The following is a 21,307-nucleotide window of genomic DNA, read 5'->3' on the forward strand; positions in this document are numbered from 1 at the left end:
TCCAGGGTGCCGGAGTCGTACCGGCTCAGCGCCCGCGGGACCGAGCTGGCCGTCGAGGGAAGCGACGTCGCCGGCACCGCGGCCGGGCTCTACCGGCTCGCCGACCGGGTCCGGTCCGGCTCCGAGGCGCTGCCCGCCGCCGACGCGGGCCGGCTGGTCACGCCCCGGCTCGGCCTGCGGCTGACCGACGCGGGCTCGGTGGGCCGCGAGCCCGACCCGGCCGCCTTCTCCGCGGGCGACGACTACAACCTGAATACCGACGTGGTCGGGCAGGCGCTGCTGCCGCGGGCGCCGTGGGTGGACGCGGACGTCGTGACCCGCATCGACGCGCAGTTCCGGCAGTTCGTCGACCACTCGGTGGCGCAGGGCTACAACGGTGTCGTCGTGCCCGGCTTCCTGGAGTACGTCACCTTCGCGAAGGTCGGCGACGGGCACGCGATATACCCGCCCGGCGATACGCACGTCGATCGCGCGAAGGCGATGGTCGCGGCGTTCGGCCCGGTCTTCCGGTACGCCGAGGAGATGGGCGTGAAGGTCTTCCTGCTCACCGACATGCTCGCGGTGTCGCCGCCGCTGGAGGCGTACCTGACGAGGACCGTCGGCGGGCTCGACGTGGCCGACCCCCGGCTGTGGGCGGTCTACCAGGCCGGGCTGGCCGAGCTGTTCGAGAGCATGCCGTTCGTCGACGGCCTGATGGTCCGCATCGGCGAGGGCGGCGAGGTGTACGCCGGGGAGGGCTGGGACTACTCGTCGAAGCTCGCGGTCACCACGGCCGCGTCCGTGCGCACGATGCTGCGGGCGCTGCTGGACACCGCGGGGGAAGCCGGCAAGGAGGTCGTCTTCCGCACCTGGACCGTCGGCGTCGGCGCCGTCGGCGACCTGCACACCAACCCGGAGTCGTACGCGCAGGTGCTGGGCGGGTTCGACGACGCCCGCCTGATCGTGTCCACCAAGTACACTCTCGGCGACTTCTACAGCCACCTGCCGCTGAACACCACCCTGCTGGCCGGGGAGCACCGCCGCATCGTGGAGTTCCAGGCCCGACGCGAGTTCGAGGCGTTCGGCTCGCTGCCCAACGACCTCGGCCCGCTGCACCGCCAGGCGCTGCGCGAGTTCCTCGCCGCCAATCCGAAGGTCGAGGGCGTCTGGAACTGGACCCAGGACGGCGGCCCGCTGCGCGCCGGGCCGATGTCGCTCTACCTGCGCACCGGATTCTGGCAGTTGTACGACCTCAACACGTACGTCGTCGCGCGGCTGGCCTGGGATCCGGACGCCGACCCGGCCCAGGTCACGGCGGACTGGGCGTATCGCACGTTCTCCGCCGACCCGGCCATCGTCGCCGCGATCGGGCAGGCCATGGCGCTGTCCCGGCAGGCGGTCACCAAGGGCCTCTACATCGGGCCGTACGCCGACAGGTCGGTGCGGGCGCTCGGGCTGGAGCCGCCGCCGATGATGTGGATCTTCGAGTGGGACATCCCGACCGGCGACTCCGCCGCGCTCGACAGCATCTACGCGGTCACCGGCGGTCGCGTCGACGCGGCGATCGACGAAGGTGAGCAGGCCGTCGCGCTGGCCCGGCGCATGCGCGACCTCGTTGCCGCGACCGACCCGGCGACCTGGCGCGACGCCGGGCTGCGCGGGCGCTTCACGAGCACGCTCGACTACCAGGTGAACCTGTTCGAGACGCTGGGCAGCTATCGGACCATGGTCCTGCGGCACGCGCAGTGGCTGGACACCGGCTCCCCTGCCGCCTACGACGGCTGGCGGCAGGCCGAGACGGCGTACCGCGGCGCGCGCGACGTGCACCGCCAGCGCTACGGCACCGACCTGGACCTGCCCGCGTACAACTTCACCGCCGCCGACCTCGGGGCGCAGCGCGCTCACCGGGATCCGGCCATGGCCTGGGCGGCCCGGCTGCTGCTCGCGCTGATCCTGGTGGTGGTGCTGCTCGGCCTACGCGGGCGCGGGTTCGGCGGCGCCGCCGCGCGAGGGCTGCTGCTCGGCGCGGTCCGGCCGTGGCGGGTCGCCGCGCTGCCGGCGCCCGAGTCGAGGCTGGACCGGGTGCTGGTGTGGCTGGTCCCGGTTGTGGTGCTGGTGGCGAGCCGGCTCGTGTGCACCTGGTTCGCCGCCCCCGCGCACCTGCTGGTCACCCTCGGCGGCTGGGCGCTGTTCGCCCTGGTCGTACGCCTCGTCGTCGGCCGGCGGGACCCGTTCCACCTGTGGGCCGTGATCGGCGGCGTCGCGCTGCTGCGCAGCGTGTTGCTGCTGGCGGCGCTCGCCGGGCGCGGGCCGGGAAGGTACTGGTTCGCCTTCTGGACCATGCCGACCCTGCGCGCGGTCTACGTCACCGTCGCGTTCGCGGCGTTCTGCTGGCTGTTCGTGGCCACCGCCGTGGTCCTGCGTGACCGGTACGGCCTGCGGTGCCGCCGCGCCGTCGGGCTGACCCTGACCGCCGCGGGTGTCCCGCTCGGGATGCTGTCCGGTCTGGTCGCCGTGGTCGGCCTGGAGCGCGCGCTGACGGTGTGGAACGACCAGATGACGCTGCTGCCGTGGGGCCTGTCCCGCATCCTCGGCATCACCGTCCACCTGGGCATCCCCACCGACCTCCCGGTGTACGCCGCCGTCGCCGGAGCCGCCCTGACCGCCGTCGGCCTGCTCGTGTCGCTCGGCCGCCGCCGGCAGACCGCCTGACCGCCGCCGGCGATCGGCGACCTCCCATGGCCGTCGCCACGGCCAGCGTCCACCACGCCTGCGGCGGAGGCAGTGGCCGAGATTTCATTTTTGAACGCCGGCATCCCGCCCGGCCGAAGCGGGTGCCGAGAGCTGAGTCTGGTTTTCAAGGGCGGGCGGAAACTCCACGCCGTGGCGGCGGGGTGGTCGGGTTCCGCCCGCCATCTCGCGTTAGCGGGCGGCCCGCTTGTGGAACGAGTGCTTGGCCCACAGGTACGACAGCAGCGAGATCACCGCGCACCAGGCCAGCGCGATCAGGGCGCTGCTGCCGATTCCCGAGCCGAGCAGCAACCCGCGCAGCGTCTCGGTCACCGGCGTGAACGGCTGGTGGTCGGCGAACCACCGCAGTCCGGTGGGCATGGTGTCGGTGGGCACGAAAGCGCTGCCCAGGAACGGCAGGATGGTTAGGAACATGGGCAGGTTGCTGGCGGTCTCGACGCTGTCGCTGACGAGGCCGAGCGCGACGGACAGCCAGATCAGTGCGAACGCGATCGCGGTGAGCACGCCGGCGGCGGCGAGCCACTCGATCGGGGTGGCGGTGGGGCGGAAACCGATGGCCAGGGAGATGGCGAGCACGACGGCGATGCAGAGCATGGTCTGTACCAGGCTGCCGAGGACGTGTCCGGTCAGCAGGGAGGCACGGGAGATGGCCATGGTGCGGAAGCGGTCGACGATGCCCTCGGTCGTGTCCATCGCGATGGAGATGGCGGTTCCCTGTGCGGCGCCGGTCACGCTGAACAGCAGGATGCCGGGCACCAGGTAGTTGATGTAGGCGCCCCGGTCGCCGCCTCCGCCGGGAAGTCCGGCGCCGAGCGTCTCGCCGAAGACGTAGACGAACAGCAGCATGAGGATGACGGGTAGGCCGATCAGCATGCCGGTCAGCGAGGGATAGCGCTGGATGTGGCGGATCTGTCGGCGGAGCATGGTCGCCGAGTCGGTCAGGGTGTAGGCGAGGCTGGTCATCGGTCTCCCCCCGTGACGGCGTTCTGCGCGGCGGTGGATGCGGGCGTGCCGGTGAAGGCGAAGAAGACGTCGTCCAGGTCGGGGGTGTGGATCGAGAGGTGGTCCACCTCGACGTGTGCGTCGTCGAGCCGGTCGAGCAGGGTCCGCAGTGAGCGGACGTCGCCGTCGCTGGGGATCTGCAGGGTGAGGGCGTCGTCGTCGCGCTGGGCGACGGCGAGTACGCGGGCCGCGGTGCGCAGCGCGGTGACGTCGGTGAAGCGCAGCAGGATGTGCCCGCCGGGGATGCGGCGCTTCAGTTCGTCGGGGGTGCCCTCGACGACGATGCGGCCGTGGTCGAGTACGGCGATGCGGTCGGCGAGCTGATCGGCTTCGTCGAGGTACTGGGTGGTCAGGAACACGGTGACGCCCTCGGCGACGAGTCCGCGGATGATCTGCCACATCGTGTGCCGGCTGCGGGGGTCGAGGCCGGTGGTGGGCTCGTCGAGGAAGATCAGGCGCGGGTCGCCGACCAGGGTCATCGCCAGGTCGAGACGGCGGCGCATGCCGCCGGAGTAGACGGAGGCGGGCTTGCGCGCCAGCTCGCCGAGGTCGAAGCGGTCTGTCAGCTGGGCGATGCGGCGCCTGCCCTCGGTGCGGCCGAGGTGGTGCAGGTCGGCCATCAGCCTGAGGTTCTCCTCGCCGGTGAGGAGGTTGTCGACGGCCGAGAACTGGCCGGTCACGCCGATCGCCGCGCGTACTCCGTCGGGCTCTCTGGCGAGGTCGTGGCCGGCGACGCGGATCGATCCGGCGTCGGCGGGCACCAGGGTGGACAGGATCCGCACCATGGTGGTCTTGCCCGCGCCGTTCGGCCCGAGCAGCGAGAAGACCGTTCCCTCGGTGACCATGAGATCGATGCCGTCGAGGACGACCTTGTCCCCGAACGTCTTGCGCAGCCCGGACACCGAGATGGCCGGCCGCGTCGCGGTCGTTACCGCCATTGCTCCTCCTTTGAATAAAGGCTCTACATGAGTACGGAGGCGCGAGCCATCGCCGGTCAGGCCGCACGGGCGGACCGGGGTACGAAGGCGCACGTCATCGCTGGTCCGGGCCGACCGCCCGCGACCGGATCAAACGGTGGGTGGGACGCTTCAGGAGCGGTGGATCACGATGTCGCCGAACGCGGTGCGGGCCCGCACCTCGGCCTTCTCGTCGATGTCGGCGGGACCGGCGGCGACGTCCAGGTCGTTGCGGACCTTGCCGAACTGGGTGTGCAGGTCGAGCCGGGCCGCCGTACCACGCCGGATACCGACCTCGATGCGCCCGGCGGCCGTGCGCAGCGTCGCCGACCCGCGGACCAGCTCACCGATGCGGATGTCGCCGTTGGCGGTGTTCGCGGTGACCGAGGCGGCGGCGTGTTCGGCGGCGACGTGGCCGTTGGCGGCGCGGACCCGAAGCTCGCCACCGGCCTCGCCGATCCACGTGTCGCCGTTGCCGTTCTTGAGTACGGCATGCCCGCCGACGGCGCGGACGCTGAGCTTGCCGGAACCGGTCGTGAGGTCCGCGTCGCCTTTCACGTTCTCGGCGATGGCCGCACCGAAGCCGGTGTGCAGGCCGAGTCTGCCGGCGTCCTCGACCTGCAGGTCGCCGGCGCCGGTCTTGAGCCGGCAGTCGGCCAATGACCCGGCGCAGCTGATGGCACCGACGCCCAGCTTCCCGTCCAGGGCCGAACCAGCCGGTAGGTCGATGGTCACCTCGACGGAGCCGGACCTGCCGAAGATGCCGAAGCCGGGTTGCCTGGGGCCGCGGACGACCAGGCGACCGGACGCGTACTCGACGCGGGTCTGCGCGGCTGCGCGCACGTCGCGGTCGTCGGATTCGTCGGCCGGCCGCACCTGTACGACGGTGTCGGCTCGCGGATCGGCGGTGATCCGCACGTCGCCTGCGACGAGCTCGACCGATGCCGAGATCGGTCCAGGGGTGTCGAATGAAGGCATGCTGCTCCCCTCTCGGGTAGTCGGTGGGGCCGGTGCCGCTAGCGCACCCAGCCGGTGAAGCGCTGACCTCCGGTCGGGGTGCTGGACCGCCGGGGACTCTCGGCCCGGGGGTGCTGGTTGCCGGTGTCGACGGCAGCGGCGGCGGCCCGGATCAGCCAGGTGTTGATCGAGACGCCGTCGCGGGCGGCCGCGTGCTCGACGCGCGCCTTGAGGTGCTCCGGCAGGCGCAGGCTGATCCGCACCGTCGCCTCGTCCTCGCCATCCGCGGGTGGCTGCGGCAGCGGATCCGACGGAGGCACCAGCGGCGTCTCGGTCTCATCGGCCCACTGCTCGGCCGGCGGCGGCGTCACGACGAAGCTGGGCTCCCGGTTACGCAGGCGCAGGTCGACCGAACCCGGCGCGAGATCGCGAGTGATCTCCGTGGCCGCCTCGGAGAGCGCATCCAGCAGGGCGAGCCGGATCGCGGACTCCAACGGTGCGGTGAGCCGCTCGGCCAGTTCCCGGGCGTCGTCCCCGCCCGCGGCCGCGGTGACCGCGAGCTGATGCCGGATCGCGTCGACGTAAGCGCGAAGTTCCATGACGCCACTATGGCATCATCGTGATGCCAAAAGCAACAAGAGTGACGCCATCCGGTGCAGGCTGCGTCTGGGCTTCGATCGATCAGGAATCGAGAAGCGCCAGGGTGAAGCCGGGCCTAGCCTTTCCCAGGTAGCCGAGATCAGGCCTTGAACAGCGAGAGGGAGCCCGAGAATGTCCGCGAAGACTTCCACGACCGTGTCCGACGGGTTCAACCCTGAGGAGCGTGCCGCAATGAAGGAGCGCGCCGCCGAGCTGCGCGCCGAGGGCAAGAAGGGTGCCAAGAAGGCTGACGGGCTGCAAGCGGTCCTCGACCGGATCGCGCAGATGGCGCCGGAAGATCGCGCGCTCGCCGAGCGCGTACACGTGACGGTGACCGCTGCCGCCCCCGAGCTGTCGCCGAAGACCTGGTACGGGATGCCCGCCTACGCGAACGCCGACGGCAAGATCGTCGTCTTCTTCCAGGACTCCGGCAAGTTCAACTACCGGTACTCGACCCTGGGCTTCCAGGACACGGCCAACCTCGACGACGGAGACCTGTGGCCGGTGTCGTACGCGCTGCAGAAGTGGAGCCCCGCGGTAGAGAAGAAGGTCGTCGAGCTGGTGAAGGCTGCCGTCTCCTGACCGTCGCCACGACCGCCGCGGAGCACGAGCGGCTTGCGGTCAGCGGTTCGCACGGCTCCGCTCAGCACTCGCCGTCCACGGCTTCCCACATCTTTGAGCGCCAACTCGCGTGCAGTCAGGTGTGAACGACGGTACCGACGGCGGCGGATCCGGACACCTGCGAGGTGCGCTGCGTCAAGACGGACGGCGGTTGAGTTGCTGGCGTGGCCGACTCATGCCGGGCCGCCTGGAGGGTCAGGCAGCGTGAACCAGCGGCCTCCAACCACCTCGCGTAGGTGACCCTCGCTGGCGAGCTGGGTACAGGCTGCGACGATGTCCTCCTGGCTGTAGCCGTCATCGGCGGCTTCGTCGAGGAACCAGCGGATCCGCCAGGCGTCGAATGCCTCAACCTCGCGCCCGAGTAAGGGATCGGAGACCAGGTCGATGTCGACCTCCCTGCCCTCGGAGCTGACTATCCGGCACCCTGCGCCGTGGACGGTGTACTCGATCCCGCTGCACGTGCGGCCCTCCCGGGGCAGCGCCCGGCGTGAGCGGACCGCTGCCAGAAGATCCGCGATGTCTGCGATGGCGAACAGATCGACGAGTAGCCGACCACGTACATCGCGCAGGACAGCGGCGAAGCGCCGAACGGCGTCGACCGACGAAGCGTCCCGGGCCATGCTCTCCAGTATGAGCACCTTTCCACAGGTGCGATCATCCCATTGGGTCACCGGACATCCGCCCATCGACAGTTCTGTAGCCGGGTGACCGGCGCGGCCAACGGACGATGATGCCTTCGGGTTCGCCGAAGAGGTCACTAGCCTCGATCATTCACCGCTGATGTCGGCCGCTTTGGTCCCGCGTCTGTGATCGCTGGTGTTCGATGCGATCGGGTCCGGGGCATGGTGGTGGGCCGTCTGTCGCGGCGGTGGGCGTGGTCTCCTTGGTTCCTCCGGTCGTCGGGACAGGGCTGAGCTGGTCAGCCGGGGGCGGGGATCGCCGCGATCCGGTTGAAAGCGGCGGTGATCTGGTCTGCCCAGGGCCAGGTCGATGGAATGCGTAGCCGGCGGCGGCGTTGGCCGCGGACCAGGCGGGCGGCGGTGTGCAGCAGGCGGTAGCGCAGCCGTTTCGGTTCGGCTTTGGCTAGGTCGCCGTCGAGAGCGATGATCTGCAGCCAGGCGATCAGGTCGGCGGCGATGGCCGCGATCTGGCACCAGGCGGCGTTGATGGCGAACTCGCGTGACGGTAGCCGGCGCAGGCCGGTGTCTTTGGCGCAGCGGATGCGGTCTTCGACGCGGGCGTGGGCGCGGTGGCGGGCTTCCAGCCACTGCAAGGCGCCGACGGTGGTGTTGGTGACGAACGCGGTGTAGCGCCAGCCGTCGCGTTCCTCGAACAGCGACAACTGGGCGCCGGGGTGTGGTCGTTCGCGACGCACGATCACCCGCATGCCGGGCGGCCAGCCGGCCAGGGTCAGCAGGCCGGTCAACTCCGCGACCTGCGCGCCGTCGCGGATGCCGCCGTCGGCTGCCAGGGCCGGGGACCAGGCCGTGGTCGGCAGCGCGCTGATGGCGGCGCGTTCGGCCTCGCCGATCGACCAGCCGAGCGAGTACTGCACGTTCCGGCCACGCTTGTCGCCCTGCGCGGTCAGCCAGTCGAGGACTGTGTGGGTGGCGGCGGCCGAGTCGCCACGCACCAACAGGTTTCTGCGGTGGGCGGCCGGGACCTGCGCGAATGCCTCAACCAACACGTCCAGATGGTCGGCCGCGGTGTTCGCCCCGGCGTTGCCCGGACGCAGTTTGACCGCGAGCAGTTCACCGGTGTTGTCGCAGGTCACCAAGATCGGATGGAAGCCGTAGGTGTGCTTGTAGGTGGCCGCGGCGCCGTCCTTGTCGCTGTGCGCGATGACGATCGTGGAGTCCACGTCCAGCACAACGAGGCCGTCGCCGAGGCCACGGCCAGCGGCACACGCGGCCGGGACCCGCCCGAACAACGCCCACACCCGCGCCCGGACCTTCGCCCGTGCCCGGCTGATACGCCGCACCTGCACATCGCTGATCTCGTCGAGGGCCCGCCAACACGTCGCCGGCGACGCCACCAGGCCAAACACCTCGCCCTCATGGCGCAGCATGTCGATATCCGCGATCGCCTCACCGCCGTCGGCGATCATCACCGCCAGGTCGACCAGCACCCTGCCCCGGTCCCGAGCGGGGACGAACCCCCGCCGGGCCACCGCCACCGACAACGCCTGTGTCAGCCCGCTGCGATCAGCCAGCAGCCGCAGCAACGCTGTTCCGACGTGCGACACCACGCCACGGCCACCGGCCTCGACGGACAAGCCCTTGGACCAATCGGTAATCTGCACCTACGAAGTGCCTCTCACGCCGGGAACCTGCACGACTCGACACCGCGCAGTTTTCCTTACGTGGCAGGCACTTCGCCATATCTACCCACCCGCCAGACATCCAAGATCACGACCGCTGTGAAAGGCCGAGGCTAGGCCACCCCACGAATTCACAGCCGAAGGAGGAACGCGCCGAATATCCAGCGCCCCGGGTGGCAGACCCGCCGGGTCAGCGAGTGCTGTTCGCCGGGGCCACCGACTTCGCCGCGCCGCCCAAACGGACCACCCATCCGCACCGACGCCTGGCGGCAGCGGCAGCGGCGGCACAGCGGTTGGTGGCCCGACGCCGCCCCGGAGCCGATGTCTGGGTGGGACGTGCACGCTCTGTCGGCGGCAAGCGAGTGTGCCGCCCGCAAGGCCACCAGCCAGTACGCCGGGAACAAGCAGCGCCGACGGCACCGTTTGCCCTGTCCAGCGACGGCGCCGTCGATCTGCCGATCAGTCCGGCAGTTCCGCTAGCACGAGCCGGAGTGCGCGGGCCGCGTCGGTCTCGTCGTGGACACGGCCGTCACGCGTTCGCACCACGTACCGATCGGGGGTCTCTGCCGGGTCGACCATGGGAAGGTCCCGGCAGAAGGGCCATTCCGGCTCCCTGCTGAAGCACAGAGTCCAATGGCTGGTGTAGGGCCGCAACGCGCGCAGCCGCGGTTCGTGGAACGCCACAGCGAGAAAGGAACGCAGCCGGGTCCCCACCGGGTCCGCGCAGTGGTTCTCGTACAGCCACAGCCAGCTCGACTCCCGGCGATCGCCGCGCTCCCGCGCCTCGGCGAGGGCCACCGAGCCCAAAAACGGCCACACTGCGGCGACTTGTCCCGGCCGGGCCCCGGACAGCCACAGCCGCGCAGCACCGGCCGCTGCCGCCAGATCTGTCGCGTGGCCCTGCAGAAGGGTGGACCGGCCAGCGCGGAGTGCCAGGTAGAACTTTCGCTCCCACGGGCTGAGCAGCAGATCCGCGCGCAACTCGCCGTGCTCCACAGTCGCGACGCGATGAGGGCTCACGCTCTGCCGCGTGCACGGCCCAAGCGGTAGTCCGATCCGGTCGAACTCGGCCTGCCACGCGCGACGCACGTCACCTACCGCAACAACCTCCGGATACCAGCGCGCCGCCTCACCCCAGGCGTCCCGTGCATCAGCCATCGCCCCATATTGCATGCGCACGCGGCGTCTTCTCACGTCCGCCATCTCGTGCGTTCGTCCGTGAATCACTGTCGCCGGCTGTCGTGGTGCTGGCCCTTGCTGTCAGGTCTCACCCACATAGGGGTGTGCAACGATGATCGGCATGTCGACTCCACGAAAGGGCAATGCCGCGTAGGCGCCCCGCACAACTTCGTGCCGATTCCATCTACCGGCGACGGCTTGACGGGTCAACCTCTGTCATCCCCGGGCTCTCGGGCCGGGGCTTGAAATCTATCGCCTACCTCGAACGCACCCGCCTCTGGAACCAGGCCGTGTCTGATGCACTGCGGACCTGGTCATGGTTTGTGCGCCACCCCTGGCATCGTTTGTGGGACCCCACTGCCGGCTGCGGGGTGATGGAGTGCTGTCCGAACCCGCCCGAGCTGCGCTGGATCCTGGACGTCGCCGTCGCCGTCCTGCCGTCGAAGGACGCCCGAACCCTCCGCAAGCAGATCGCAGCCCTCGATGAGCTGTGGTGACACGCCGCAACGGCATCTCGTCGGCTCGGGTGCCCCTGACCCGTCATTCATGACTTTCGTAGGGGGGAACCGGGTGGATCATGTCGACGAGTAACCCTCAGCGCCGAGCAGCGTTCGCCGGCACCGGCTGCTTGCCGTTCGTCGACAATCCTCCACAGTTGCCGGCGACGATTTCGCTGCCTCGTTGCTGCCTCGCCCCGAGCGACGGCAGGCGAACCAAGTCCCGCGACGCAGGTGAGTTGGTCCCTGCCGGACAATACTCAGCGCATGACCAGCGCAGCCGACGGCGAGCAGCATGACGCTGCCGTCGCACGGTCCTCCCCCACTCGCGGGCGGGGCCACTGGGCATGGCCGTGGGTCCTGCTGATCCTGGCCCTGCCGGGCGCCGGGCGAGTAGCCCTCTGCGGCGCCTCCACGCTGGTGCTGTGGACGTACGGCCACCTACGAACAGCACCAGGGCAGAGCAGCCGCCACGCGGACCATTGAGAGAGGCTCGCGGCTGCCGCACCTACCTGACGGTGGCCGCGACCAGCCGTAGGACCACCCGCGAGAGGCTGAGATGAAATAGTGCGCATGTGACCTACGTCCCAGGGCAGCGACGCCAGGCCCCGTGCGCGGCGTGGGGCTGGTGACAGCCAGGGAGGCGGCGGCATGTCCAGCGCGCAGTTGTACGACACCATCGGAGCCACTTACACCGTGACGCGGCGCACCGAGCCGCGGATCGCCGCAAGGGTCTGGGCTGCGCTCGGCGATGCGCGGACGGTATTGAATGTCGGGGCTGGTACCGGCTCCTACGAGCCCGCCGACCGCGACGTCACCGCGGTGGAACCGTCGGCGCTCATGCGTGCGCAGCGCCCCGGGGGCGCAGCGCAGTGCGTGGCTGCCGCCGCGGAGAGCCTTCCGTTCGAGGACCAGTCCTTCGACGCAGCGATGGCTTTCGCCACCATCCATCACTGGCAGGACCCGATCGCGGGCCTGCGCGAGATGCGGCGCGTTGCTCGCCGGGTGGTGGTGTTCACGCACGACACCAGTGACACCGGATGGCTTCGTCGGTTCTGGCTTACTCGCGACTACCTTCCTGAAGTCGCGGACCTCCTTGTCGGCCGGCTCTCGCTGACCGAGCTGGCCAGCGCGATCGGAGCACGCGTGGAGCCGGTGCTCATCCCGTGGGACTGCGTTGACGGCTTTTTCGAGGCCTACTGGCGCCGGCCCGAGGCATACCTGGACGAGAACGTCCGTCGCGGGGTATCGGTCTGGGCCAGAGTCGGGCCGGACGCCGAGCAGAGGGCAGTGCACAGCCTCCGTGATGACCTCGCCTCAGGTCGGTGGGCAGATCGCAACCGCGACCTCGTCGATCTCGATGCGGCAGAGCTTGGCCTTCGCCTGCTTATCGCCTGAACCCGCCACATCCGGGTACGACTTGCTCCCCCGAAGCCATGGGCGGTCCAGGCCCCACTCGCATCGGTCAAACGGATGCTTCAAGCAGGGCGACAGCGGCAGGGGCCGGCGCGCGCCCAGGCGGCGGCGCGTGCGGCCCGTTGCGGGCCGCCTCGATAGACGTACGGAAAGTCCTGCCATACCGGCCAGCAGCCGGCTGTTGTACTCCACTCGATCGGTGACAGGCTGGCTTCAGATGATGCGTGACAGGCCACGAACCTGACCGTCGCGCCTGCTCGCGCAGCAGGCCCATGTGTGCAACCGGCAGCTGCTCGCCATTCTCGGTGGCTGGCCGGAATCAACGCGGGGTAGCTTCACGCCGTGACGCGCCTCAAGCGGTATCGGTACGTCGGGCCGGCGGAGATCCTGGCCCGGCGATCAACCCCGGTTGGGTTCGTCATCGCTGACACGCGAAGCACGCTCGACAGGTGGCTCAATGAACGCCAGACGACAAGCCTCGCCGAGCCTGCGACTTTCGTCATCGACCTCCACCGCACGCTTCGGCTAGCCCCTCGCCAGAGCGAACACGTTGCCTGCGCTGCTGGACAGGACGTCTTCGCTGCTGGGGAGGTCACCTTCGCCGTCGGCGACACCGGGTACATCGTCCAGGCGGTCAGCAACCAGTCAACCGGCTACTGCCCAGACCCCGACTGCTGGCCGGCAGTCGCCGCAACACTCGATCGTCTGGGCGTACCGCATCCCGGGGTCTTCACCGACGCGGTGACTTTCCGACTCTGCAAGGCCTGCGGAGAGCGGAACATCGTACGAGACAAGGACTTCGTATGTGCCCTATGCGAGGGCGTCCTGCCTCTGCGCTGGAACTTCGACTCCGCCTGACTGCCCAGATCTCCTAGGTTGCACTGTCACCCAACGTTTGACAAAGGAGCAGCGCGACGAAGCCCGATCGGCCGCCGGAGAGGCGTGGCAGGAATCCGACCTCGCATTCACCACCCGCTATGGCACACAAGTCGATCCGGGCAACTTCCAGCGCTCACGGCAGATCCGCTGCCAAAAGGCCGGCGTCCGGCCGATCACCGTCCACGGCGCCCGCCGCAGCTACGCCACACTCCTGGCCGACCTCGATGTTCAACCCCGAGTCGCCATGCAGGTCCTCCGGCACGCGCGTTTCTCCGTGACGATGGAGATCTACACGCAGGTCTCGTCGAAAGCGACGCGAGAAGCCCTCAAGCGCCTCGGTGACGCAATCGGCAACTGGTGGTGGGATCTTTGGAGGGTGATGAAGGCTGCGCGGCGTGAGCTGGAACGGGCACGGAGCTCCTCTGTCGTGTGGCGGGAGCTGCGCTATGAGCGCGCCACGGGCGCCGATGGCCATGACTACGACGGGAACGCCGGGCGGCGAGCCAAGCTGTTGTGGGCGCTGCAGTACGACCGCCGGGCCGAGGACCTCCCGCTTGTGCGGTGGTTGGCCATGCAGGAAGCGCGGTGCCGAAGCGAGGCGCCGTTCCAAGGGCTCAATCAGGAGACTGAGCTGGTTGGCTTTCTGCTCGCCGAGTATCGCCAGATGGAGGACGTGTGGCTGCACTGGGAGATCAAGCGGGCCAACTTCGACACCTGGTGCGGCTACAACCTTGAGCACCTGTTCGCTGCCGGTGTACGGGCCACCATCGATTTTGTGCGGGACAGCGGGCACGCCGACCGGGACGATGTGCTGGAGCTGCTGATGGACCAGGATGGCCAGCCGTGTGTGTCCGAGGAGGACTTAGCGCAGTGGTCGCAATGGAAGCGGGCACGTTTTCCGGCTGATCCAATGGCCGAGGACCCGCTCACCTGGGTAGAACGCGCCAAACTGGCCGGAGATCATGAACTGGCCCGCGAGTGGTTGGACCGGTGGGCAGCCGGTCGCCAGCGCGACAAGGACACGCTGAGCCAGCTTCGATATCAGTTGGCCGATCTGGGGGCGTTCGCTGAAGCAGCTGGGGCGCAGCGGGAGAGCCTGGTGTTCGCCCACAACGCTTGGGACTCGGCGTTGGCCTGGCGGTCGCTGGCCGGACTGGAACGCCAAGCCGGCAACCACGGTGCCGCGTGGGATGCGCTACGCGAGTGTCGCCGGGCTCTGAATGGGGTGTCCGGCTGGCCGGAGGTGGGCTTGGGCCGGATGTACGTGGAGGAGCTGTTTCTCCTGGCCCGCTCCGCAGGCAGCGAGTTGGCAGACGCGGTATTCGCCGAGGCGGACCGTCAGGCGCGCGACGTTCCCCGGTTGGCCCTGGTGGTGTTTCAGGCCGCCGCCGAAGCGGCCGACACGGTCGGTAACCACACCAGGGCAAAGCACTACCAGAAACTCCGCGACGCCGAGCAGAGCCGCATTGACGTCGAAATGGGCCGGGCCCGCTCCTGAGACGTCGCTGCTTCGCACAGTGCCCTGAGGAGTGACCACATCGGTTTTGTTCACTGCGCCCGGCTGCTCCCTACGTGCTCCCGATCTGCGGCGCGCGATCGCGGCCTCGCCGGTGCCTTGGCGCTTCACTTTGGCCCGCCCGGGGGAACAGCACCAACGCTGACAACTACTCAGCCTGAGCGGTGCGCTGAGACACCGCGCACACAGCCGGCGGCAATGGGGACGACGCTGCTCGGAGAGTGACGCAGTCGGTCGGGCTCGTATGGACCGGTCGGTCCCTCTATCCTCGGCCCGTCGACGATGCGACTTGGAGAGGGTCAGGGCGTGGCAGACGAAAGCGGATGGTTTGGGATGGGTTTGCGGTCCTGGTCGGACCTCGCCGAGGTGCGTGCGCGGCTCGCCGCTGGCGCCGTCGCGAACGCAACACACCGGCGGCGGCCGTTGCATGAGGCGGCTGAATATGGCTCCGCCGACGTGGTCGCCGAGTTGGCGGGCCTCGTCGACGACGTCGACGCGGAGCACGACGGTCGCACCGCGTTGTGAGTCGCCGTACATGCCGACAAACCTGATAACGCTCGCGCCCTGGTCGCCGCCGGAGCGGACCCGTGGCGGCCGATGATGGCGGCCTGGTCGCCAGGGCGTCTGAGCCTGGCCAGCCGGACTCCCGGCCTGTTCGCCGCTCCACCGGGCATGCAAGGTCTGTCGCGGTCCGAGTCCGCCGCCGTTGCGGAGGCACATCGCCTCATCGAAGCGCTGAGCAACCGCTTCCACCACGACGGATTTAGCTTGTCCTGCGTTGGTGGAATCGACGCGGCCGAGGCGGTGCGGCGGCTGGAAGCCACGGTCGTCGAGCACGGCCCTGAGTCGATGGTCGAGCGCATGTGGGGCGACTCGTTGAGCGATGAATCTCTGTTGACCGTCGGCGTCACCGACGTGCCGGGCGGCTGCGTAGTGAGCCAGCCGTGGGCGTACGGAGCGTCGATGCCCGGAGTCGCAGGGCGGCTGTCGATCGGCACGGTCTGCTATGCGATGTACGCCAACCCGAAGAGCGGCAACCAGGGCAGCATCATCCGCGACGGCATCATCGAAGGCTGGGATTTGCACCCCGGCGGTGGATGGTCCGCCGACGACTCGGCTGACGAGATTCTGCGCACGTACCTGTACCGGCACAAGGCCGTGGCCTACTGCTGCGCTTACGCCGGATTGAAGCCTACGGAGGCTCGCCCGTTCACCGGCCCGCCGGATCTCTGGGTCCAGTTGCCGGTCCGCGATTATTGGACGCACAGCCGCTGAGCCGGCCCTCTCTCGCCATGCCGGCAGTGGACTGCGGTCAGATTCCGTTACCTGCGCAGCCGCGTTGACTCGCCAAGGTCGTAGGCGCACAGGTTGCAGCAGCGCGAGCTGAACCGCGCCGAGTGCGCACGCTCGCGGCAGAAGAGTGCCGCAGTACATGGCGGCGGCTGATCCTGCTCTTCGAGCTGAGTGCGGCTGCCACGAGGAAGTCCACCGCCGGGTCAGGCGCGGGCGGCTGGTTCGGTGGGCTTCGTAGTAGGGCTGTCGCTTGGTCCACCGTCGGCTGGCTCGGTCTGCCCTGCGTCGGCAGCGCGGGCGGGGGCTACTGCCTGCAGCCGGCGGACGTCGCGGCTGGCCAGCATGCCGAGGACCGAGAGCACGACCAACGTCGCCAGGATCAGCAGCGTGTCGCGGGTGCCGATCGCCGCGGCGACCGGTCCGACCGCGATCTGGCCGAGTGGGATGGCTACCCATGACCCCAACATGTCGTAGGAGTAGACGCGGGCCAGTCGGTCGGCCGGGATGTGCTGCGCGATCGACGTGTCCCAGGCCACCGCGAACTGTTCGACGGCGATGCCGACCGCCACTCCGGCCGACATCAGCACGACGATGGTGGGCGCCAGGGCCAGCCCCAACAGCAGGAACGACTCAGCGAGCATGCAGGCCACCCCGAGCAGCAGTAGCCGGCGCACCCGGATGCGCAGGGCGATCAAGCCGCCGACGACCATTCCGGCGGTTTCCGCCGCCAGTACCACGCCCCAGGCGCTACGGCCGATCGTCTCGTCCGCGACGGCCGGGCCGAGCACGTTCACGCCGCCAGCGAGGGCCGCGTTGACGATCATGAAGCCGAGCACCACCACCCATACCCAGGTCCGCGCGGTGAATTCCGTCCAGCCCTCCCGGAGGTCGGCGACGATGCTCGTGCGGGTGCTCCTCGCCGGCGAGGCAGCGACCCGGACTCCGGTAAAAGCGACAGCCGCGATAGCGAAGGTGAGCGCGTCGATGGCGAGACCCCACCCCGGCCCGACGGCGGCCACCAGGAGGCCTCCGAGCGCAGCGCCGCCGATCATGGCCGCGTTGATGCCGAGCCGGATGATCGCGTTGGCCGGCTGGATCAGCTCCGGCGGCACGGTCTGCGGTGTCGCGGCGGCCGAGGCTGGCTGGGACAGGGCGCTCACGATGCCGTTGGCCGCACTGAGCGCCAGCAGCAGGGGGACCGTCGCCGTGCCGGTGAGCACCAGTGCGGCCACCGCCGCCTGGGTCAGCGCACCGAGCACATTGGATCCGACCAGCACCAGCCAGCGCGGAATCCGGTCGGCCACCACCCCGCCGAAGAGCACGAACAGCACGGTCATCAGCGATCTCGCGCCGACCACCAGGCCCAGGTCGCGGACCGAGCCGGTCAGATCGAGTACGGCGAAGGCCAGCGCGATGGGGGCGACACCGTTGCCCAGCATGTTGACCAACCGGCCAGCAGCGAGGTAGCGGAACGCGGCGTACCGCAGCGGAGCCAGCATCAGTCCTCCATCTGAAACAGGACAACGATCAATGTGAACCAGTTCGAGGACGCCAAGCCGTTCGGCCTCCACGACACCCTCGGCTGGGGGGTCCGAGCCCGCAGGGTCGAACGCGGCAGTGGCTCACGCGCGGGTGGTGCAAGGGACACCCGCATCCGACTTCGGCGCACTCATCTCGACGCGACCAGCGGCAGAAGAGGACGTCGGTTCGGCTACCGCCGGTGATTCCTGCGGGGTCAGGAGCAGTCAAATCGGTGGTCGTAGGGATGCTCTGGACATGATGTGCAGACGAAGATGTAGATGCCTCCGGCGTCGCCGAGCATCAATCCTGCCGGGTTCTGAAGCGACTGCCACGGATGGTCATTCGGACTATCGAAGTCCCAGCCGATCATTGCGGGTCGGTCCTCCAGCGGGACCCAACGTTGCTCGTCGCCGCGGCTGAACTCCCAGGTGGCAACGGTGAGCAAATGCTCCATCCGAACCCCACACCTGCAAACCGGCCAATCAGGCGACTGTGTCCAGCCGGGGTAACCGCCGACCTTGATCCCGGACGCGACCGCCAGGTCGGTGTCGTACTCCCAGCCGTTGTCAGCCTCGACCCGACGTGCCGCTTCCTGGATCTGCGACCACACCTCGCGCGGCAGATCGTACGACGGGTACTCGACGACCCGCTCTGGATCGAGGACGCACGCGTCGGGCACATACCATTCCGAGGCATCCTCGTGCGGTGCCGGCATAGTCACCAGTCGGGGCCCGATCGCCGATCGCCGCCGCCAGCGCAACAGAGGAAGCGGAGCGTCCCAGGGATCATGGTCGAACGGGCACCACAGCACCTGCAACACGTCCGAGCCCTCGGGAAATGGCAGCTCGGATACGTCGTCGGCGAGCAACTGCAGGACCGGCACGAGCGGCACCCCAGTCTCAGCTGGATGATCTTCCAGACCTCCGCCCTCACAGGTCGGCCAGGGCTCGTTCGCCGGCCACAGTAGCGGCCCGCCCACCGAGCTCTGCTCGACCGACGGCGAGCCCTTCCGTGGATGCAACCGGGTGGTGATCCACGCAAACGCACGCAACTGCGGGAAGACCGCGTCCATCTCGATCGGAGCCTGCGGGGTGGTATGCACGGCCGAGATCGTACGGGCACGCAGCGTCCCGAGTCCCAGAACGCCTCCCCCCACCAAAGCGCGATCAGCGGCAAGAGAGGACGGTACGGGCCGACCTACCTCGGCGCCATCACGAGCCCCGCGCCGACCAGGAGCACGCCGAGGATGGTGGAAGCAATCGTGACGGCGTTCCACTGTGAAAACGTCCGGCGTGCCTAGTCTTTCAAGTCGTATCTCACCGGCCGAGCCAACCACGTCCCTCTGCAACCTCGCCATGAGGCACAGCCGCGCGGATCCCGGCAGACACGCGACCTTGGCAAATCCGCACGGCGGCGGTGGCAACAGCCGTCACGGTGACATTCGGATCGTGGATCGGGCCGGTCAGGCGGCCGGTTCGCTGGTGGGTGACCGGTGGCCTCCGTGGCACGCGACCAACGCGTCTGCCACGATTTCAGCGTCAGCCTGTGCGATATCCGGTGGGTACTCCGGCAGCAGGTCGTCCCAGACGACCAGCCACGACCCGTACAATTGGGCCTGCCCCTCGGGCCGAGCGAAGAACCAGACGTGCAGGTGGGCGCCGCCATCTCCGATGCGGTAGACGTGGGCCCGCGAGATGTGCGGCAGTGCCTGCATGTGCCGGACGATGCGAGTGCTCAATAGCCCCAGTTCGGCTGCCAGTTCGTCGGGTAGATCCGCCATGTCGTAGTGATCGCGCGGATACAGCATGAGCACCAACGGGACGCCCACTCCCGGAATCCGGACCAGCCGCCAGTGATCGTTGAACCAGATTCCTTCGTCCCGGTCGCGGCAGGCGTTGCAGTCCGCCGGATCCTCGCCGTGTCGCGCGGCTTCCGGGAGCACCGGCGGGCGCAACGGCGCTACGCGCAGTCCGTCCGGCTCGAACGGGCTGATCTCCCATCCCGTCATGCGTGCCAACGGGAGCCGGCGCTCGCTGTCCGCGACGGCGACTGCATGGTCATAGAACTCGTCCGGTCGCAAGGCCATGCGGCGAAGACTAGTACGGCAGGATTCCAAGTGCCCGATAGCCCCGTCGTCGCTGCCAGGCACCGCCCGATGGTCTCGTACTCGATGGTCCGGATGAACCCGAAGCATCCGCTCGTCGGCAAGTGCGAAGACACGTCGTGGCGGCCCATCACCTAAAGTGACGAGCGGATCGCGGCCATGAGAGCGCCCGGTGCCGGCTCCTCGACGCTGCGAAGCGAAGCACCCAGATGCCGGGCGACGTCTCGCGAGGGAGCAAGGACTCAGCGGGCGGGCACCGGCTCGGACGACGGCCGCCACTCTCGCCTGATCAGGCCATAGACCCACGAGTCAGAGACCTCGCCGTTCACGACGCAGTCTTCCCGCAACGTCCCTTCACGCACGAACCCGAGCTTCTCCAGCACGCGGGCAGATGCCACGTTGCGGGTATCGGTCTCAGCCTGGACGCGATTCAGGTCCAGCGTGTCGTATGCCCACCGCAGCAAAGCGCGCGCGGCCTCCGTCGCGTAGCCGTGGCCCCACGCTGCATCGTCGAAGCAGTAGCCCAGCGATGCGGTGCGGTAGTCCGGATTCCACCGGTTCAGGCTGCACCAGCCGATGAACGCCCCGTCGGAGACACGATCCACGGCCAGCCGCGCCCCGGTGCCCCCCTCTGCCATCTGCCGGCAAGCCGTGATGAACCGCTCGGAGCGCACGCGTTCGCTCCACGGCGGCGCGTCCCAGTAGCGCAACACGTAGGCGCTGCTGTGCAGCGCGAAGAGGTCGTTCGCATCCGCGTCGTCGAAGGGACGCAGTCGAAGGCGAGCGGTGTGCAGCGTGGGGGTGGGCAGCAACATGCGCGTCATGTTCTCTCCCGTGATTGGTTGCCGATCAACCAGACATTTGATGCCGGCCACTCGCAACGGGTTTTCTCGGCGGGCGGGCAGAACGACGTGCCCGCTCATCGGCCAGATCCACGCAGCCGCGGGCCGGCCTACTGGCTGATCACTTCGACGCAAGGTGACTGTGCTTCGGCAGTAGGCGCCCCTGCGGGCGACACATCCGCCCAGCCGCAGATCCGGACATCCGATCGAAGGCCGCCCGCGTGATTCCGGCTTCTTGGGCACTGAACACCATGGGCTGCGGTCGGCCGAGTCACGTCCGCCGAGCGCGCCCGTTTCCCTCCAACGGGCTGTGCGTCAGGGCGTATGCGATCTCCACTCGCACACCTAAGCTCCTCACGTGTATTTCGTGGAGCAGTCGCGCGTGGATTCTCCGTTTAGCAAATTGGTCTTCCACGTGCCGGAAACGACGGTGCTCGGCTGGCTCCACCGCGCGGTTCTTCCTCTGCTTAGATCGTTCTGACGATCGAGGAAGGGAACGGTACGCCGTGACGCTGGAGCTTCAGGAGCAGGAAGAACGCCTCCAGTTCGACCGCTTTGACCATGACGACGCCTGGGCCCTGGGAACCCGCCTGGTCGGGCTGGCCAGAGAGCGCGGCCACGCTGTCACCGTCGACATCCGCCTCGGCGACCACCAACTCTTCCACTACGCACTGCACGGCACCTCTGCCGACAACGACGACTGGATCAAACGCAAGATCCGCGTCGTCCGCCGGTTCGGACACAGCTCCTACCTCGTGGGCCAGACCTACCGCGACCGCGGCACCACCTTCGAGGAACAATCCCACCTCGAAGCGGCCCTGTACGCCGCGCACGG

Annotated in this window: 20 protein-coding genes and 2 pseudogenes; 11 read left to right on the forward strand and 11 right to left on the reverse strand. The window is 68.9% G+C overall.

The window, feature by feature from the left end; genetic code table 11:
* Positions 1-2,691 (forward strand): hypothetical protein (locus tag NCC78_RS11075; protein ID WP_250794051.1); only part of this gene is annotated, 2,691 nt, incomplete at its 5' end.
* A 210-nt stretch (positions 2,692-2,901) separates the two neighbouring features.
* Here the strand turns inward: NCC78_RS11075 and NCC78_RS11080 are convergent.
* The 4 genes from NCC78_RS11080 to NCC78_RS11095 form a co-directional block, all read right to left on the reverse strand.
* The gene (locus tag NCC78_RS11080) at positions 2,902-3,693 is read right to left on the reverse strand and encodes an ABC transporter permease (RefSeq protein WP_250794052.1); all 792 of its coding nucleotides are present in this window, start codon (positions 3,691-3,693) and stop codon (positions 2,902-2,904) included.
* Complete coding sequence (locus NCC78_RS11085) at positions 3,690-4,670, reverse strand: ATP-binding cassette domain-containing protein (RefSeq protein ID WP_250794054.1); 981 nt, start codon at positions 4,668-4,670, stop codon at positions 3,690-3,692. Before NCC78_RS11085 ends, NCC78_RS11080 begins: the two co-directional genes overlap by 4 nt.
* A 150-nt stretch (positions 4,671-4,820) precedes the next feature.
* Positions 4,821-5,666, reverse strand: coding sequence for a DUF4097 family beta strand repeat-containing protein (locus NCC78_RS11090; protein ID WP_250794057.1), 846 nt, complete (start codon positions 5,664-5,666; stop codon positions 4,821-4,823).
* 38 nt (positions 5,667-5,704) lie between these two features.
* A complete protein-coding gene (locus tag NCC78_RS11095; RefSeq protein ID WP_250794059.1) occupies positions 5,705-6,244 on the reverse strand; it encodes a toxin-antitoxin system HicB family antitoxin in 540 nt (179 codons plus the stop codon).
* Positions 6,245-6,416: 172 nt separating this feature from the next.
* On the opposite strand from NCC78_RS11095, the gene NCC78_RS11100 reads away from it, so the two are divergent.
* Positions 6,417-6,866: an iron chaperone gene (locus NCC78_RS11100; protein ID WP_250794061.1), complete on the forward strand. Its 450-nt coding sequence runs from the start codon at positions 6,417-6,419 to the stop codon at positions 6,864-6,866.
* A gap of 212 nt (positions 6,867-7,078) precedes the next feature.
* Here NCC78_RS11100 and NCC78_RS11105 read toward each other — a convergent pair whose 3' ends face one another.
* The 3 genes from NCC78_RS11105 to NCC78_RS11115 form a co-directional block, all read right to left on the reverse strand.
* Positions 7,079-7,525, reverse strand: coding sequence for a DUF6896 domain-containing protein (locus tag NCC78_RS11105; RefSeq protein WP_250794063.1), 447 nt, complete (start codon positions 7,523-7,525; stop codon positions 7,079-7,081).
* A gap of 299 nt (positions 7,526-7,824) precedes the next feature.
* Positions 7,825-9,207 carry an IS1380 family transposase gene (locus NCC78_RS11110; RefSeq protein ID WP_250794065.1) on the reverse strand — a complete coding sequence of 461 codons (1,383 nt, stop codon included), beginning with the start codon at positions 9,205-9,207 and terminating at the stop codon, positions 7,825-7,827.
* A gap of 477 nt (positions 9,208-9,684) precedes the next feature.
* Positions 9,685-10,398, reverse strand: a complete 714-nt coding sequence (locus tag NCC78_RS11115; RefSeq protein ID WP_250794094.1) for a DUF6193 family natural product biosynthesis protein — start codon at positions 10,396-10,398, stop codon at positions 9,685-9,687.
* Positions 10,399-10,748: 350 nt separating this feature from the next.
* Here NCC78_RS11115 and NCC78_RS11120 point away from each other — a divergent pair, with 350 nt between their 5' ends.
* The 7 genes and pseudogenes from NCC78_RS11120 to NCC78_RS11150 all read left to right on the forward strand — a co-directional run bounded on the left by NCC78_RS11120 (position 10,749) and on the right by NCC78_RS11150 (position 15,987).
* The gene (locus NCC78_RS11120) at positions 10,749-10,901 is read left to right on the forward strand and encodes a hypothetical protein (protein WP_250794067.1); all 153 of its coding nucleotides are present in this window, start codon (positions 10,749-10,751) and stop codon (positions 10,899-10,901) included.
* Between the two features lie 267 nt (positions 10,902-11,168).
* A complete protein-coding gene (locus tag NCC78_RS11125) occupies positions 11,169-11,387 on the forward strand; it encodes a hypothetical protein (RefSeq protein ID WP_250794069.1) in 219 nt (72 codons plus the stop codon).
* 174 nt (positions 11,388-11,561) lie between these two features.
* Positions 11,562-12,299 (forward strand): annotated as a pseudogene (locus tag NCC78_RS11130) (class I SAM-dependent methyltransferase); the annotation flags it as partial.
* Positions 12,300-12,659: 360 nt separating this feature from the next.
* A complete protein-coding gene (locus NCC78_RS11135) occupies positions 12,660-13,175 on the forward strand; it encodes a hypothetical protein (RefSeq protein ID WP_250794071.1) in 516 nt (171 codons plus the stop codon).
* 43 nt (positions 13,176-13,218) lie between these two features.
* A pseudogene (locus tag NCC78_RS32775) lies at positions 13,219-13,548 on the forward strand (tyrosine-type recombinase/integrase); the annotation flags it as partial.
* Between the two features lie 1,470 nt (positions 13,549-15,018).
* Positions 15,019-15,237, forward strand: a complete 219-nt coding sequence (locus NCC78_RS11145) for an ankyrin repeat domain-containing protein (protein WP_250794075.1) — start codon at positions 15,019-15,021, stop codon at positions 15,235-15,237.
* A 72-nt stretch (positions 15,238-15,309) separates the two neighbouring features.
* Entirely contained in the window at positions 15,310-15,987 is a 678-nt protein-coding gene (locus NCC78_RS11150; RefSeq protein WP_250794076.1) for a hypothetical protein, read from the forward strand.
* Between the two features lie 221 nt (positions 15,988-16,208).
* Here the strand turns inward: NCC78_RS11150 and NCC78_RS11155 are convergent, their stop codons facing one another.
* From NCC78_RS11155 to NCC78_RS11170, 4 genes are all read right to left on the reverse strand, one after another.
* Positions 16,209-17,504 (reverse strand): MFS transporter, encoded by a 1,296-nt coding sequence (locus NCC78_RS11155; RefSeq protein ID WP_250794078.1) that lies wholly within the window; start codon positions 17,502-17,504, stop codon positions 16,209-16,211.
* 236 nt (positions 17,505-17,740) lie between these two features.
* On the reverse strand, positions 17,741-18,628 hold the full coding sequence (locus tag NCC78_RS11160) for a YwqG family protein (protein WP_250794086.1): 888 nt from the start codon (positions 18,626-18,628) through the stop codon (positions 17,741-17,743).
* A gap of 360 nt (positions 18,629-18,988) precedes the next feature.
* Positions 18,989-19,612, reverse strand: a complete 624-nt coding sequence (locus NCC78_RS11165; RefSeq protein WP_250794088.1) for an HIT family protein — start codon at positions 19,610-19,612, stop codon at positions 18,989-18,991.
* Positions 19,613-19,872: 260 nt separating this feature from the next.
* The gene (locus NCC78_RS11170) at positions 19,873-20,553 is read right to left on the reverse strand and encodes a GNAT family N-acetyltransferase (protein ID WP_250794090.1); all 681 of its coding nucleotides are present in this window, start codon (positions 20,551-20,553) and stop codon (positions 19,873-19,875) included.
* 277 nt (positions 20,554-20,830) lie between these two features.
* On the opposite strand from NCC78_RS11170, the gene NCC78_RS32045 reads away from it, so the two are divergent.
* Both NCC78_RS32045 and NCC78_RS11175 read left to right on the forward strand, forming a co-directional pair.
* Positions 20,831-20,953, forward strand: coding sequence for a hypothetical protein (locus NCC78_RS32045; protein ID WP_284706286.1), 123 nt, complete (start codon positions 20,831-20,833; stop codon positions 20,951-20,953).
* 25 nt (positions 20,954-20,978) lie between these two features.
* Positions 20,979-21,307, forward strand: a 329-nt coding sequence (locus NCC78_RS11175) for a heme-degrading domain-containing protein (RefSeq protein WP_250794092.1), incomplete at its 3' end; no start/stop codon positions are given.

This window comes from Micromonospora phytophila (assembly GCF_023656545.1).
Lineage (GTDB): Bacteria > Actinomycetota > Actinomycetes > Mycobacteriales > Micromonosporaceae > Micromonospora > Micromonospora phytophila.